This is a genomic window from Actinomadura sp. 21ATH, from assembly GCF_041951345.1.
Lineage (GTDB): Bacteria > Actinomycetota > Actinomycetes > Streptosporangiales > Streptosporangiaceae > Spirillospora.
In genome coordinates this window covers 51,737-66,521 of record NZ_JBGNUR010000006.1, presented here as the reverse complement: position 1 = coordinate 66,521, position 14,785 = coordinate 51,737, and the positions used below count along the sequence as shown (strand labels likewise).

Annotated in this window: 15 protein-coding genes; 9 read left to right on the top strand and 6 right to left on the bottom strand. The window is 72.0% G+C overall.

All coding sequences use genetic code 11. The features are described 5' to 3' along the window. Window positions 1–80: 80 nt before the first annotated feature. Window positions 81–1,076: an ArsA-related P-loop ATPase gene (locus ACA361_RS19740; protein WP_375013688.1), complete on the bottom strand. Its 996-nt coding sequence runs from the start codon at window positions 1,074–1,076 to the stop codon at window positions 81–83. Between the two features lie 216 nt (window positions 1,077–1,292). On the opposite strand from ACA361_RS19740, the gene ACA361_RS19735 reads away from it, so the two are divergent. The 5 genes from ACA361_RS19735 (at window position 1,293) to ACA361_RS19715 (ending at window position 4,872) form a co-directional block, all read left to right on the top strand. Beyond that, a complete protein-coding gene (locus ACA361_RS19735) occupies window positions 1,293–2,306 on the top strand; it encodes a slipin family protein (protein ID WP_375013687.1) in 1,014 nt (337 codons plus the stop codon). A gap of 27 nt (window positions 2,307–2,333) precedes the next feature. Continuing rightward, entirely contained in the window at window positions 2,334–2,492 is a 159-nt protein-coding gene (locus ACA361_RS19730) for a DUF4177 domain-containing protein (protein WP_157420262.1), read from the top strand. A 7-nt stretch (window positions 2,493–2,499) separates the two neighbouring features. Further along, window positions 2,500–2,961: a RidA family protein gene (locus tag ACA361_RS19725; RefSeq protein WP_366624330.1), complete on the top strand. Its 462-nt coding sequence runs from the start codon at window positions 2,500–2,502 to the stop codon at window positions 2,959–2,961. Window positions 2,962–3,076: 115 nt separating this feature from the next. Continuing rightward, window positions 3,077–3,925, top strand: a complete 849-nt coding sequence (locus tag ACA361_RS19720) for an NUDIX hydrolase (RefSeq protein ID WP_375013685.1) — start codon at window positions 3,077–3,079, stop codon at window positions 3,923–3,925. A gap of 143 nt (window positions 3,926–4,068) precedes the next feature. Further along, window positions 4,069–4,872, top strand: a complete 804-nt coding sequence (locus ACA361_RS19715) for an MBL fold metallo-hydrolase (RefSeq protein WP_375013683.1) — start codon at window positions 4,069–4,071, stop codon at window positions 4,870–4,872. A 113-nt stretch (window positions 4,873–4,985) separates the two neighbouring features. On the opposite strand, the gene ACA361_RS19710 is transcribed toward ACA361_RS19715, so the two are convergent. Beyond that, window positions 4,986–5,672 (bottom strand): Crp/Fnr family transcriptional regulator, encoded by a 687-nt coding sequence (locus tag ACA361_RS19710; protein ID WP_344594623.1) that lies wholly within the window; start codon window positions 5,670–5,672, stop codon window positions 4,986–4,988. A gap of 114 nt (window positions 5,673–5,786) precedes the next feature. Here ACA361_RS19710 and nth point away from each other — a divergent pair, with 114 nt between their 5' ends. From nth to ACA361_RS19695, 3 genes are all read left to right on the top strand, one after another. Further along, window positions 5,787–6,539, top strand: coding sequence for an endonuclease III (nth, locus tag ACA361_RS19705; protein WP_375013681.1), 753 nt, complete (start codon window positions 5,787–5,789; stop codon window positions 6,537–6,539). Between the two features lie 124 nt (window positions 6,540–6,663). Beyond that, window positions 6,664–7,266, top strand: a complete 603-nt coding sequence (locus ACA361_RS19700; RefSeq protein ID WP_375014225.1) for an NUDIX hydrolase — start codon at window positions 6,664–6,666, stop codon at window positions 7,264–7,266. Window positions 7,267–7,464: 198 nt separating this feature from the next. Next, window positions 7,465–8,661 carry a MarP family serine protease gene (locus ACA361_RS19695; RefSeq protein ID WP_375013679.1) on the top strand — a complete coding sequence of 399 codons (1,197 nt, stop codon included), beginning with the start codon at window positions 7,465–7,467 and terminating at the stop codon, window positions 8,659–8,661. A gap of 61 nt (window positions 8,662–8,722) precedes the next feature. Here the strand turns inward: ACA361_RS19695 and ACA361_RS19690 are convergent, their stop codons facing one another. The 4 genes from ACA361_RS19690 to acs form a co-directional block, all read right to left on the bottom strand. Continuing rightward, window positions 8,723–9,217 (bottom strand): DUF309 domain-containing protein, encoded by a 495-nt coding sequence (locus tag ACA361_RS19690; RefSeq protein WP_375013678.1) that lies wholly within the window; start codon window positions 9,215–9,217, stop codon window positions 8,723–8,725. A 62-nt stretch (window positions 9,218–9,279) separates the two neighbouring features. Continuing rightward, window positions 9,280–10,203 carry an alpha/beta fold hydrolase gene (locus tag ACA361_RS19685; protein ID WP_375013676.1) on the bottom strand — a complete coding sequence of 308 codons (924 nt, stop codon included), beginning with the start codon at window positions 10,201–10,203 and terminating at the stop codon, window positions 9,280–9,282. A 6-nt stretch (window positions 10,204–10,209) separates the two neighbouring features. Further along, window positions 10,210–10,656 carry a phage holin family protein gene (locus ACA361_RS19680; protein ID WP_375013675.1) on the bottom strand — a complete coding sequence of 149 codons (447 nt, stop codon included), beginning with the start codon at window positions 10,654–10,656 and terminating at the stop codon, window positions 10,210–10,212. 292 nt (window positions 10,657–10,948) lie between these two features. Next, window positions 10,949–12,916: an acetate--CoA ligase gene (gene acs / locus ACA361_RS19675; RefSeq protein WP_375013673.1), complete on the bottom strand. Its 1,968-nt coding sequence runs from the start codon at window positions 12,914–12,916 to the stop codon at window positions 10,949–10,951. Window positions 12,917–13,073: 157 nt separating this feature from the next. Between acs and ACA361_RS19670 the strand changes: the two genes are divergently transcribed. Continuing rightward, window positions 13,074–13,862 carry a Fic family protein gene (locus ACA361_RS19670; RefSeq protein WP_375013671.1) on the top strand — a complete coding sequence of 263 codons (789 nt, stop codon included), beginning with the start codon at window positions 13,074–13,076 and terminating at the stop codon, window positions 13,860–13,862. Window positions 13,863–14,785: the final 923 nt, after the last annotated feature.

Below are 14,785 nucleotides of genomic sequence, written 5' to 3'. Positions count from 1 at the left end.
GCTCACGCCGCGCGTCGCGGTCCAGCTCACGCCGCGCGCGCCGCCCCTGCCGGCCGTTCCGCTCGTGCGGTGCGCGCCGCTCATGCGGCGCCCTGCTCGCGCAGCGACTCGGCCAGGTCGTACAGCCCGGCGAGGTCCATGCCGTCCGACAGGAACGGGAGCGTGTAGCGGGGCCGGTCGATCTTCTCCAGCCGCTCCTTCTCGCGGCGCTGCAGCGTGGTGCGGCGGGCGTGCTCGCCGGCCTCGGCGGCGAGGACCGCCGTGATCGCCTCGGCGCCGTGCTCCAGCCCGGCGGCCTTCACACCGCGCAGGATGCCCTCCGCGTCGAGGGTGCCCGCGGCGGCCGCGGCCGTCTCGTCGGGCGTCAGGAGCGGCGGATGCTCCATGTTGATCATGATGCCGCCGACCGGCAGCCCGACCTCGGTGAGCTCCTGGATGCCGTCCGTCGTCTCCTGGACGGGCATCTCCTCCAGGAGCGTGACGAAGTGGACGGCCGTCTCGGGGCTGCGCACGACCTTCATCACGGTGTCGGCGTGGTTGCGCACCGGCCCGACCTTGGCCAGCCCGGAGACCTCGTCGTTGACGTTGAGGAACTTGGTGATCCGGCCGGTCGGCGGGGCGTCCATGACGACGGCGTCGTACACGAACGAGCCGTCCTTCTCACGGCGCCGCACCGCCTCGCTGGTCTTGCCGGTGAGGATCACGTCCCGCAGGCCCGGGGCGATGGTGGTGACGAAGTCGACCACACCGAGCTTGGACATCGCCTTGCCGGCCCGCTTGAGGCTGTAGAACATCTCCAGGTATTCGAGGAGCGCCTCTTCGGTGTCGATGGCGAGCGCGTACAGCTCGCCGCCGTCCGGGGCGACCGCGACCTTGCGCTCCCCGTACGGGAGCGGCGGGCAGTCGAAGAGCTGGGCGATCCCCTGCCGGCCCTCGACCTCGACCAGCAGCACCTTGCGGCCTCCGGTGGCCAGCGCCAGGGCCAGGGCCGCGGCGACCGTCGTCTTGCCGGTCCCGCCCTTGCCCGTGACCACATGGAGGCGTACGCCGTCCCAGTCGGTGTCTCTCGCGCTCACCCGATCGACCATATCGTTCGCTCGGCAAGGACTTCAGAGGGTGGTCCGCCCTCATGCAAGTGATTCCTGACACGGTGTTCCGGTGTTCACGGAACGTGATGCGGCGGACCGTTGTCTCGGGCCTCCCCGCGAGGTTAGCTGGGAAACGTACGACCGGTCATCGGGCCGGGCCCGCAGTCCCGCGCGGACTCGGCTCACGACGCGTGAGGAGCCGTGATGGAAGTGGGACTCATCCTGGTCGTCCTGGTGATCCTCGCCCTGCTGGGGGCGGCCTCGTCGGTACGTGTCGTGCAGCAGTTCGAGCACGGCATCGTCTTCCGGTTCGGCCAGGTCCAGCGGGGCGGGCAGCTGCGGGCCGGCGCGGTACGGCGCCCGGGGCTGACGTTCATCATCCCGATCATGGAGCGGATGCAGAAGGTCAACCAGCAGACCGTCACCATGAACGTGCCGGCGCAGGAGGGCATCACCCAGGACAACGTGAGCGTACGGGTCGACGCGGTCGTCTACTTCCGGGTGGTGGACCCGGTGAAGGCGATCGTGAACGTGCAGAACTACGGGTACGCGGTCTCCCAGATCGGGCAGACGTCGCTGCGCTCCGTGATCGGCCAGACCGACATGCAGGAGCTCCTCGGCGAGCGAGAGAAGATCAACATACGGCTCCGGGCGATCATGGACGAGATCACCGACGCGCCGTGGGGCGTCCGGATCGAGCGGGTCGAGATCAAGGACGTCTCGCTGCCGGAGGGCATGAAGCGCTCGATGGCCCGGCAGGCCGAGGCCGAGCGGGAGCGGCGGGCGCGGATCATCACCGCGGACGGCGAGTTCCAGGCGTCCAAGCGGCTGGCCGCGGCGGCCGAGATCATGTCGCAGGATCCGGGCGCGCTCCAGCTCCGGCTGCTCCAGACGGTCGTGGAGGTGTCCGCCGAGAAGAACAGCACGCTCGTCATGCCGCTTCCGGTGGAGCTCCTCAGGTTCTTCGACCGGATGACCGACGGCGGCAAGGGGACCGCCGCGGGGGCCGAGGCGTCCGAGCAGGAGAAGCCGGGCCTGGGCGAGCGCCTCGCCAGGGCCGAGGAGGAACTGGCCAAGGCCGCCGAGGCGCCCTCCACCCTCGAATCCGCCCAGAACGTCCCGCCCGTGATCGGCCTGGACGAGCCGAAGCCCGCGAAGGACGAGGCCACGCGCGGTCTCGCCGCCGGCGAGCGGACACCCCCGGAGGGCGGGGCCTGACCCGCGGCGATCGCTAGGCTGAGCGGCATGAAGAAGTGGGAGTACGCGACCGTTCCGCTGCTGGTGCACGCGACCAAGCAGATCCTTGACAACTGGGGCCAGGACGGGTGGGAGCTCGTCACCGTCCTGCCGGGGCCCAACCCGGAGAACCTGGTGGCCTACTTCAAGCGCGAAGTGGAGCAGTGAGAGCGCGATGAGCACTCCTGAGGAGCGCATGCGCGAGCTCGGGCTGGAGCTGCCCGAGGTCGCGGCGCCGGCCGGGTCGTACATCCCGGCCCGGCGGACGGGCTCGCTCGTCTACACCTCGGGGCAGGTCCCGTTCGTGAAGGGCGAGCTGCACGTGCTGGGCAAGGTCGGCGCCGAGGTGAGCCTGGAGCAGGCCGCCGAGCAGGCCCGGATCTGCGCGATCAACTGCGTCGCGGCGCTGAAGGCGGAGCTGGGCGAGCTGTCGCGGGTCGTCCGGATCGTGAAGGTGCTCGGGTTCGTGGCGAGCGCGCCGGACTTCTACGGCCAGCCGAAGGTCGTGAACGGCGCCAGCGACGTCCTCGCGGAGATCTTCGGCGAGGCGGGCGTGCACGCCCGCAGCGCCGTCGGCGTGGCCGTGCTGCCGAGCAACGTGCCGGTCGAGGTGGAGCTGATCGCCGAGGTGTCCTGACCGGCGGGGCCGTACCGCCGGGGCCGTGCGGCCGGGGGGCGGGCGCCACCCTTGACGGAACGGCATTCGGTATGTCCGAATACACCGTCATGAGGATCATGCGGTGGGGTGCGCGATGGTGAGCGGGCTGAAGCTGCCCCAGAGCTTCGTGGAGAGGCTCGAGGACATCCGGGCGGGCCGGCTGGAGCCCGCCCCGGCGCGGCACGCGGCGACGGTCGTGGTCCTGCGCGACCACGACGAGCACGGGCTCCAGGCGTTCATGCTCCGCCGGGTCGCCTCCATGGCCTTCGCCCCCGGCGCGTACGTCTTCCCCGGCGGTTCGGTCGACCCGCGCGACGGGGAGGCCGCGCCCGGCTGGTCCGGCCCGTCCCCGGCCGAGTGGGGCACGGCGTTCAAGGCGGACGAGACGCTGGCGCGCGAGCTGGTGTGCGCGGCGGTCCGCGAGACGTTCGAGGAGACGCTGGTCCTGCTCGCCGGCCCCACCGGCGGCACGGTCGTGGACGACACGCGCGGGGACGACTGGGAGGCGGACCGGCAGGCGCTGCTGGACCGCTCCCTGTCGTTCGGCGAGTTCCTGAAGCGGCGCGGTCTGGTGCTGCGCTCGGACCTGCTGCGGCCGTGGGCGCACTGGATCACCCCGGCGATCGAGCCCAAGCGGTACGACACGCGGTTCTTCGTCGCGGGGATGCCGGCCGGGCAGCGCGCCCGGGACGTCAGCACGGAGGCCGACCGGGTGGCGTGGGTCCGCCCGGCGGAGGCGGTCGAGCGGGCGCGGGCCGGGGACTGGTTCATGCTGCCGCCGACGCTGGCGACGCTCGCGGAGCTGGCCGAGTTCGGCACGGTCGCCGAGGTGCTGGCGGCGCCGCGCGAGATCGTGGTGAACGAGCCGCAGGCGGAGATCGTCGACGGCGTCCCGTACCTGGTGCTTCCCGAGGGGACCGAGCAGTACTACCCGCAGGGCTGAGCCGCGTGTCCTCGCGTCGCGGCGCCCTGTCCCGCGCGGTCCGGTACCGGATCGCCGGGTCGTCCGCGCTGCGGCATCTGAACCGTCTCGGCCGGTGGAACCCGGCCCTCGGCCATGATCAGCGGTTGGGCAGGATGGGTGACATGAGCGACATCGACGGGATGGGTACGGAACGCGCCCGCTGCTGGCTGGCGCCGAACCCGTCCGAGATGACCCTGACCGGCACCAACACCTGGGTGATCGGCGAGCCCGGCGCGGAGGAGGTCGTGGTCGTCGACCCCGGCCCCAAGGACGGCGTCCACCTGCGCCGCGTCGTGGACGGCATCGCGGCCGAGGGCCGCCGGGTGGGGCTCATCCTGCTCACCCACGGCCACCCCGACCACTCGGCCGGCGCCGCGCGGTTCGCCGAGCTGGCCGCGGCCGCGGCGGGCGGGCGCGGGACCGTCCCGGTACGCGCCCTGGACCCGCGGCTCCGCCTCGGCGACGAGGGCCTCGCCGAGGGCGACGTGGTCACCACCGGCGGCCTGGAGCTGCGGATCATGGAGACCCCCGGGCACTCCGACGACTCGCTGACGTTCTGGCTCCCGGCCGACCGCGCCGTGCTGACCGGGGACACCGTGCTCGGGTACGGGACGACCGTCCTCGACGGGAAGCTCGGCGACTACCTGGGCTCGCTCGACCGGCTGCGCAAGTTCTCCGAGGAGCGCGAGGCCGCCACGATCCTGCCGGGCCACGGCCCCAAGCTGGACGACCCGATCGGCGTGCTCGACCACTACATCCGGCACCGGCACGAGCGCCTCGCCCAGGTGGAGGCCGCCCTCGCGGAGGGCGCGCGTACCGCGAAGGACGTGGTCGCGAAGGTGTACGCGGATGTCGACAGGTCGCTCTGGGGGGCGGCGGAGCTGTCCGTCGAGGCGCAGCTCGAATACCTCCGCGAACGCGGCTGAGGGGTGCGGCGACCTCCCGAGGGGAGCGGTCGGGCCGCCGCGTCGGTCGATGGGCGGGGGGCGCGCGCCCGGGACTCCCGGGCTGCTCTGGGCTGTCTCGGAGGTGCTCCGGCCTACTTGGAGCGCTTGCGGAGCCGCTCGATGTCGAGGATGACCACCGCCCGCGCCTCGATCCGCAGCCAGTTGCGCTGCGCGAAGTCGGCCAGGGCCTTGTTGACGGTCTCCCGGGAGGCGCCGACCAACTGCGCCAGCTCCTCCTGGGTGAGGTCGTGGTGCACGTGCAGCCCGGCCTCGGACGGCTGCCCGAACCGTTCGGCCAGGTCGAGCAGCTGCTTGGCGACACGCCCGGGCACGTCGGTGAACACCAGGTCGGCCATCACGTCGTTGGTCCGGCGCAGCCGCTGGGCCAGCGCGCGCAGCAGCTGGACGGCCACCTCGGGGTGCCCGGTCAGCCAGGGGCGCAGGTCGTCGTGGCCGAGCCCGGCCAGCCGGCACTCGGTCACCGCGATCGCGCTCGCGGTGCGCGGGCGCGGGTCGAACAGCGACAGCTCGCCGAACATCTCGCTGGGGCCGAGCACGCTGAGCAGGTTCTCCCGGCCGTCCGGGGCCGCCCTGGTCAGCTTGATCTTGCCGTCCAGCACCACGTAGAGGCGGTCGCCCGTCTCCCCTTCGTTGAAGAGCGTCTGGCCGCGTGCCAGCCGCACCTCGGTCACGTTGGCGCGCAGCGCCTTGGCGCCCTGCTCGTCGAGTGCCTCGAACAGCGGGGCCCTGCTCAGAACGTCCACGTCGCGGTCGGTCACGCTTCTCCTCCTCGAACACCTACATGCATAGTGTGACGTACGTCCCACCGCGTACGTGAGGGTAGGGTCCGCGGCGCGCCGAACGACGGGAGCCGAGGACGTACCCTTGCCCACGTGCCTCGCAACGGTAGTCCCGCCTCCGTGACGGCGCCCCGCAAGCCCCGGCCCCGGGCGGAGACGCGCCTCGCCCTGGTCCGCCGTGCCCGGCGGATCAACCGCGAGCTCGCCGCGCTCTACCCCGACGCGCACTGCGAGCTGGACTTCACCAACCCGCTAGAGCTGCTCATCGCCACGATCCTGTCCGCCCAGTGTACGGACCGCCGGGTGAACGCGGTCACACCGGCTCTCTTCGCCCGGTATCGGACGGCCGAGGACTATGCCGCCGCGGACCGCGAGGAGCTCGAGCGGATGATCCAGTCGACCGGGTTCTTCCGGGCCAAGGCCAACAATATTATGAAACTCGGGCATGACCTGTGCGAACGCTTCGACGGGGCGGTTCCCGGCAAACTGGACGATCTTGTGAAGCTGCCCGGGGTCGGCCGTAAAACGGCCAACGTGGTCCTCGGAAACGCGTTCGACGTCCCCGGGATCACCGTCGACACCCATTTCGGCCGGCTGGTCCGGCGCTTCGGCTGGACCGACGAGACCGACCCGGTGAAGGTCGAGAAGATCGTCGGCGAGCTGTTCCCGCGCAAGGACTGGACGATGCTCTCGCACCGGCTGATCTGGCACGGCCGCCGCATCTGCCACGCCCGCCGCCCCGCCTGCGGCGCCTGCCCGCTGGCCCGGCTGTGCCCCGCGTACGGCGAGGGACCGACCGACGAGGCGACCGCCCGCAAGCTGGTGAAGGAGGGCCCGTTCTCGTGACCGTGACCGGCTCCGTTCCCGCCACGGGAAGCAACGGCGGCGCGGGCGGGTTGGGTAAGGCGTGACCGAGATCCCCTCCTCGCATCCCGCCTGGCTCGACCGCTTCTGCAGGACCGCCCCGCACATGACGGTGCCGCCGCTGCTGAGCCCCGAGCCCGAGCCCGGCGCCCGCGCCGCGGCGGTCCTGATCCTGTTCGGCGAGGGCCCCGAGGGACCGGACATCCTGCTCACCGAGCGCGCCGCCACCCTCAACAAGCACGCCGGCCAGCCCGCGTTCCCCGGCGGCCGCATCGACCCCGAGGACGGCGGCCCGGTCGACGCCGCGCTGCGCGAGGCGTGGGAGGAGGCCGGGGTCGAGCGGGCCGGCGTGGAGGTTCTGGCCACGCTCCCCGAGCTCTACCTGCGGCACAGCCGGCACCGCGTCACGCCGGTCGCCGCGTGGTGGCGCGAGCCGTCCGAGATCGCCCCGGGCCATCCCGGCGAGGTCGCCACCGTCGCCCGCGTCCCGATCGCCGAGCTGGTCGACCCGGCCAACCGGCTGATGGTGCGGGACCCGTCCGGCGTCAGGCTCGGCCCGGCGTTCGAGGTCCGCGACATGCTCGTGTGGGGCTTCACCGCGGGGCTGCTCACGGAGGTGCTGGACGCCGGCGGCTGGAACCGCCCCTGGGACACCGAGCGCGTGGAGGACCTCCCGCAGAAGGTGCTGGACCTGGCCGCCCGCGACTGAGAACGGGTGGCCTTGATCACCCCTTCCGGCGCTCTTCCGGCGTCCCGGCCGGTGCCACCTGATCCCCGCCCGACCGGCGATCCCGTACCGTACGCGGCCGGGAACGGGCGCGCATCGCACCAGACGGCGAGATAAGGACGCACAATCTGGTACAGCGAGGGGACGTACGGCGGGCCGTTCGCGCTATACGGTGAAGCGGTGCTGGGCGACCACCTTCTGGACCTGATACTGCTCGTGCTCGTCGTGCTGTTCGCAGTCTCGGGCTACCGGCAGGGCTTCATCGTGAGCCTGCTGAGCTTCGGTGGCTTCGTCGGCGGGGGCGTCATAGGCGTCCTCATCGCGCCGCCGATCGCCGAGGCCGCCGTGGACGGCGCCGCGCAGCAGGCGCTGCTCGCGATCGTCATCGCGTTCCTGTCCGCGACCCTCGGGCAGCTGATCGCGTCCTCCGTGGGCGCCGTGCTGCGCAACCGCGTGACCGGCGACAACGCCCGGGCGGCCGACGCCGCCGGCGGCGCCGTCGTCAGCTCGCTGTCGCTGCTGATCGTCGCCTGGTTCTTCGGCAGCCTGGTGGCCGGCTCGGAGTTCAAGCCGGTCCGCACCCAGGTGAACGGCTCCACGATCATCAACGGCATCGACGGCGTGATGCCGTCGCAGGCCGCCACCTGGTTCGCCTCGTTCCAGGGGTTCGTGAAGGCCAGCGAGTTCCCGCAGGTCTTCAACGGGCTCGGCGGCGAGTCGGTGGTCGAGGTGCCGCCGCCGGACGACGCCATCCTCGACACGCCGGCGCTCCAGGCCGCCAAGCGCAGCATCGTCAAGGTCGAGAGCACCGCCCCGCAGTGCCAGCGCAAGATCGAGGGCACCGGGTTCGTGTACGCCAAGGACCGCGTGATGACGAACGCGCACGTCGTCGCCGGCGCCCGCGGCCAGTCCGTGATCGCCTCGCTGAGCGGCGCGCGGGACCGCGGCCGCGTCGTCCTGTACGACCCCAAGCGCGACATCGCCGTCCTGCACGTGCCCGGCCTGGACGCGCCGCCGCTGAAGTTCGCCGGCGAGGCCAAGGTGCGGGACGACGCGATCATCGCCGGCTTCCCGAAGAACCACCCGTTCACCGCGAGCGCCGCCCGGATCCGCGCCCGGCAGACCGCCAAGGGCCCGGACATCTACCACGCCGGCCAGGTCAGCCGGGAGATCTACGCGATCCGCGGCACGGTCGAGCCGGGCAACTCCGGCGGCCCGCTGCTGGCCCGCGACGGCACCGTGTACGGCGTGATCTTCGCGGCCGCGCTGGACGCGCCGGCCACCGGCTACGCGCTCACCGCCGAGGAGGTCGCCCCGGACGCCCGCGCCGGCGCGGCCGCCACGACCCCCGTCACGACGCAGAACTGCTCCGACTGACCTCGACCGACCTAGGCTGGCCTCGGCTGATCTCGCTGCAAGGGCGGGTGGCCGGTTGCGGTTACGTTTCCGGTCGCCCGGAACGGGTCAGGCGCAGCGCTATGGGGAGCTCGGTGCCGTCCGCCGCGTTCTCGGCGCTCTCCGCTATGCGGCGCGCCTCCGCGACGATTCCGGGGGCGTCGATGTCGTACGGCGCGTGCGGCGCGTTCCGTGAGTGCTCCTCGATGCGGTCGGCGGCGCGTTCCAGGAGGGCTCGCGCGCCGCGCGGATTGCCGCGCCGCACGTGCGTGACGCCCACCGCCACCTGGGCGAGGCCGCGCCACAGCTCGCGCTCCGCCTCGGGCGCGGCCTTCCACGCCGCCTCCAGGACCTCGTGGGCGTGGAACGGCCTGTCCTCGTCCAGGAGCCGCTGAGCCTGCTCCAGAGCCTCCGTGGGCGTCACGGTCAGGTCGTCGGGCATGGTGGGCGTCCCGGCGGCGCCTCGGGGCAGTGGGCGCCCGTACGCGTCGCGCGGCCGGGCATTGCGCGGCCGCCCCGTCTCGTCGCGATCCCGCATGACCCCATTGTGAGCGCACGCAGGAGGAGCGCGACGCCCGGGGTTGTGCCGCGGTGCTCCGTTCAGTGCTCCGGCTCGGGGTCCTTCAGCCAGCCGAGGAGCTGCGCGTCGAACGCGCGGGGGCGTTCCTGGTGGGGGAAGTGGCCGGCGCCCTCGATGAGCTTCCACCGGTACGGCGCCTCGACGTAGCGGCCGGACCCCTGCGCGCTGGCCGGGAGCGTGCACGGGTCCAGGGAGCCGTGCAGTTGCAGGGTGGGCACCTGGATCGGCGTGCGCATGCGGTGCGCGTACCGGATGCCATCTGGGCGGGGCTGCGACCGGATGAACCAGCGGTGGTATTCGAGCGCGCAGTGGACCGTGCCCGGAATCTGCATCGCGTCCCGCACGAGCCGTTCGGTCTTCTCGTCCGGCCACCCTGGGCCCGACCATTCGTGCAGGAGGCGTCCCAGGAATTCGGCGTCGTTCCTGATGAGGCGCCGTTCGGGCCACATCGGCAGCTGGTAGCCGAAGATGTGCCGCGCCGCCCATCCCTGGCCGCGCGGATCGCTCCGTACGGCCTGGCGCAGGCGGAGCGGATGCGGTGCGCTGACCACGGCGAGCCGCTGGACCACCTTCGGGTGGTACACGGCCATCGTCCAGGCGAGCAGCCCGCCCCAGTCGTGGCCCGCGACGATGGCGTTCGCCTCGCCGAGCGCCCGGACGAGCCCGGCGGCGTCGCCGGCGAGCGTGACCAGGTCGTACCCGCGCGGCGGCTTGTCGCTGCCGCCGTACCCGCGGAGGTCCACCGCCGCCGCCCGGTAGCCCGCCGCGGCGAGGGACACCAGCTGGTTGTGCCACGACCACCAGAACTCGGGGAAGCCGTGCAGCAGCAGCACGAGCGGCCCCTCACCGGCCTCCGCCACGTGGAACCGGGTGCCCCCGGCGCTGACCGTGCGGTGGGTCCAGGGGCCGTCGACCTCGACGATGGACGAGCCGAACGCGGGCATGGCCGGTCAGTCCGTCAGCGCTGGAGTGCCGGCGTCGGCGTCGGCGGAGTCGCCGCGGCGGCGCAGCGCGGCGAAGTCGTCCTTGAGGGTCTTGCGGGTCCGCTTCGCCCCCTCGATCTTCTTGATCCGCCAGTAGCCGATCCCGATGAGCGCCAGCGCGAGCAGCAGGTAGACGCCCGCGACGATCAGGAACGCGGCCCAGTGCCAGACGCCCAGCGCGACCAGCCCGTACGCGGCGGCGATCGACAGCAGGATCACGATCAGCCCGGCGATCAGGCCCGCCACGCTGAACATGACGCTGCCCAGAGCGGCCTTCTTGGCGTCGCCCTTCAGCTCCATCTTGGCCAGGTCGATCTCCGCCCTGACCAGGTCGGAGACGTTGCTCGACGCCAGCGCGACGAGTTCGCCGAGGGACTTCTCCTCGACGCGTTCGCCCGGCAGTGCCTCGGACATTCGCTCTCTCCTTCCAGGCGGCCACCGAGGCGAGGAGGCCCGCTATCAGGACCGCTGTCGTCACTCTCTCGAATTGTGCGGGGTCGGTATAGGCCAAACCGCCGTACAGCAGAGAAACGGTGAAACCGGCCCCGACCCTTTGCGAACGCCCTATACGGCGCCGCCCCGCGGCCGGGATCCGCCGGAGACGCCCACGAACTTACCGATCACCGGCCCGGCGGTCACACCCAGGGCCGTCCGGGCGGCCGCTCCCCCGCGGGAACGGCCGCCCGGAACGCGCCTCGGCCGCGTGTCAGTCGTCGGACTTGGACGCGGGCAGCTTCTCGGAGATCAGGTCCATCACCGTGCTGTCGGCCAGCGTGGTGACGTCCCCGATGCTGCGGTTCTCCGCCACGTCGCGCAGCAGCCGCCGCATGATCTTGCCGGACCGGGTCTTGGGCAGCTCCGGAACGATCATGATCTGCCGCGGCTTGGCGATCGGGCCGAGCGTCTTGGCGACGTGGTCGCGCAGCTCCTTGATGAAGTCCTCGCCCTCCACCTCGCCGCCGGCGCTGCCGCGCGGGATCACGAACGACACGATCGCCTGCCCGGTCACCGGGTCGGTCGCGCCCACCACGGCCGCCTCGGCGACCTTCGGGTGCGACACCAGCGCCGACTCCACCTCCGTCGTGGAGATGTTGTGGCCCGAGACGAGCATGACGTCGTCCACCCGGCCCAGCAGCCAGAAGTCGCCGTCGTCGTCCTTCTTGGCGCCGTCCCCGGCGAAGTACAGGCCCTCGAACCGCGACCAGTACGTCTTCACGAACCGCTCGTCGTCGCCCCAGATCGTCCGCAGCATCGACGGCCACGGCTCCTTGACCACCAGGAACCCGCCGCCGCCGTTCGGCACCGGCCGGCCCTGGTCGTCCACCACGTCCGCCGCGATGCCCGGCAGCGGCGTCATCGCCGCGCCCGGCTTGGCCGCCGTGACGCCCGGCAGCGGGCTGATCATGATGCCGCCGGTCTCGGTCTGCCACCACGTGTCCACCACCGGCGCGCGCCCGCCGCCGATGTTGTCGCGGTACCAGACGTACGCCTCGGGGTTGATCGGCTCGCCGACGCTGCCCAGCACGCGCAGCGACGACAGGTCGAACTCCGCCGGGATCTCGTCGCCCCACTTCATGCAGGTGCGGATCGCGGTCGGCGCCGTGTAGAAGATCGACACCTTGTACTTCTGGATGACCTCCCACCAGCGCCCCCTGTGCGGGGTGTCCGGGGTGCCCTCGTAGATGACGCTGGTGGCGCCGTTGGCGAGCGGCCCGTACACGATGTACGAGTGCCCGGTCACCCAGCCGATGTCGGCCGAGCACCAGTAGACGTCCGTCTCCGGCTTCAGGTCGAACACCGCGTGGTGCGTGTACGCGACCTGCGTCAGGTAACCGCCGGACGTGTGCAGGATGCCCTTGGGCTTACCCGTCGTACCGGACGTGTACAGGATGTACAGCGGGTGCTCGGCGTCGTGCGCCTCCGCCTTGTGCTCCTCGCTCTGCCGCTCCACCAGGTCGTGCCACCACACGTCCCTGTCATGGGACGCGACGTCCTCGCCCGTACGGCGGACCACCACGACCTTGGTGATGGACGGCGTCCCCTCCACGGCCTCGTCCACGATGGACTTCAGGGCCGACGGCTTGCCGCGCCGGAAACCGCCGTCCGCGGTGACGACCACCTTGGCCTCGGCGTCGTTGATGCGCGTGCGCAGGGCCTCCGCGGAGAAGCCGCCGAACACGACCGAGTGGGTCGCCCCGATGCGCGCGCACGCGAGCATCGAGATGGGCAGCTCCGGGATCATCGGCAGGTAGATGGCGACCCGGTCGCCCTTCCTGACGCCCAGCTCCAGCAGGGCGTTGGCCGCCTTGTTCACCTCGCGCTGGAGGTCGGCGTAGGTGAGCGTCCGGCTGTCGCCCGGCTCGCCCTCCCAGTGGAAGGCGACCTTGGCGCCCTTGCCCGCCTCCACGTGGCGGTCGACGCAGTTGTACGCCACGTTCAGCTCGCCGCCCACGAACCACTTCGCGAACGGCGGGTTGCTCCAGTCGAGCACCTCGTCCCAGGGCTTGGACCAGCTCAGCCGCTCCGCCTGGCGGGCCCAGAACGCCTGCGGGTCGGCGGCGGCCTCCTCGTACGCCTCGGCCTTGACGTTCGCGGCCTCGGCGAGGTCGGCCGGGGGAGGGAAGCGCCGCGTCTCCTGCAACAGGTTCGACAGTGTTTCTTGACTCTGGCTCAACGCGTACTCCTTTGTTGCGAGAGGAAGGCGCCCGGTGAGACCCACTTCACCAGGGATGTTGCCGACTCACAAGCCGCCCGTTCCGCCGGGGGCCGCGAGACGACCGTTACCCGGGGCGGTGACGTGCGAACACCGGCGACCGCATAGGGTCGGGCGCGTGACCGACGCCCTTGCCCAAGTAGCGAACCTGCCCGGTGTGGCCGAGGCGGTCGCGGACGCCCGGACCGCCGTGGACAGGCTGCTCGGGCACCGCATCCTCCGCCGGCGCAGCGCGGAGGTGTCCACGGAGTCCGCCCTGCGGGGGGCGCGCGCGACCGCCGTACTGGAAGGCGCCTCGGTCACCCTGGAAGAGCTGCGCAGCACGGAGAACCCGGCGGACCCCACCGTGCAGGGGGCGCTGCGGGTCTCAGCGGAGCTCGGTTCCCTCGCGGAGACCTGGCGTCAGGCGCCGCGGCAGGTGCTGGCCCGCCTGCACGTGCTGGCCGCGGCGGACGCCGTCGACAGCGCCGATCTCGGGCGGCCCCGTTCCGACCGGGCGGCCAAGGACCCGCTCGGCCTGGGCGAGCCGCCGGCCCCGGCCGAGGTCGCCGCCCGCCTGGACATGCTGAGCGGCCTCCTCACCGGCCCGACGAAGGCCCCCGCCCTGGTCGTCGCCGCGATCGCGCACGGCGAGCTGCTGACCCTGCGCCCGTTCGGGTGGGGGGACGGCATCGTCGCGCGGGCCGCGGAGCGCCTCACGCTGGTCGCCCGCGGCCTGGACCCCAAGTCGCTCACCGCGCCCGAGGTCGGTCACGCGGAACTCGCCGAGGGCTACGCCGCCGCCCTGCGGGGCTACGCCACCGGGACGCAGGACGGCGTCGCCGGCTGGATCCGCCATTGCGCCGACGCGACCGCCGCCGCGGCGCGCGACTCGCAGGCCATCTGCGAGGCGTTCCTGCGTGGCTGAGGGCCACTCACACCTGCTGCCGGCGTAACCGCGCCCTTTCCGAAAAGTAAGCCTTCGGGGCGCGCCACGCCGCCGTGACCTCACGTGCGCCGTTGTGATACGCGAATGTGATTGATCGTTCCTGGCATAGCGAACGGCGCCCCTCGCTGCGGGACGCCGCCGCCAGTCACGTCACACCGGGTTACCAAGCGTGCACCTCATATTCGTAGGAGCGGGTCAAGCCCGTCACTACGCGCCTCCCGCGGCTGGTCGCGCGTGGGTGCCCGGCTGCCGTGCTCGGACACTTGGTCCGTAACTCCTGTCTACGCCTTATTTGCCCTGATGACAAGCCCCTATTCGGCGAGCGGCCGTCCCAAAGCCGCGCCCGCCCCTCCGGGCACCGGCCACCACTGGCCGCCATTCCGGGAGATACCGTCTCAACTCCGGCACATCCCGGAATCGATCACGCAGTGTGATCGATTCTTTATGTCGGCGATCTCGTCCCGTGCCGGAAGGATCTTTAGATCTGCTGTACGCTCCCAACCTCGTCCAGGGCTTTCCCGGCGGTTCTCCGGCGGGAGCGGCGAAGCGCCTACGACGTCACGCGGCTCGCAGGGTGGGATCCTCTCCACCAGGTGCAAGAAAGCATGACCCGGCAGGATGACTTTGCCGCTCGACGGAACTCTGGACGATCGGGCAGCATATGTTGTATCTGCCTACACTGGAGGCAGCGACTTTGCCCGCTCTATAGATCGAACCGGCATCCGCCTGATTCGATCTTCCGAGGCTTTCTAGGAAAACGGGCCGGCTCTACCCCCCCGGAGCCGGACCGTTCGGCGACCCCCGCTCTCCCCCCCGGCGGGGGTCGCCCTGTCGTAGAGCGGCCGGGTGGCGGCTATCGCGCCACCCCGCCCCCCGCGGGCGGGGGCGGGGGCGCGCGGTGT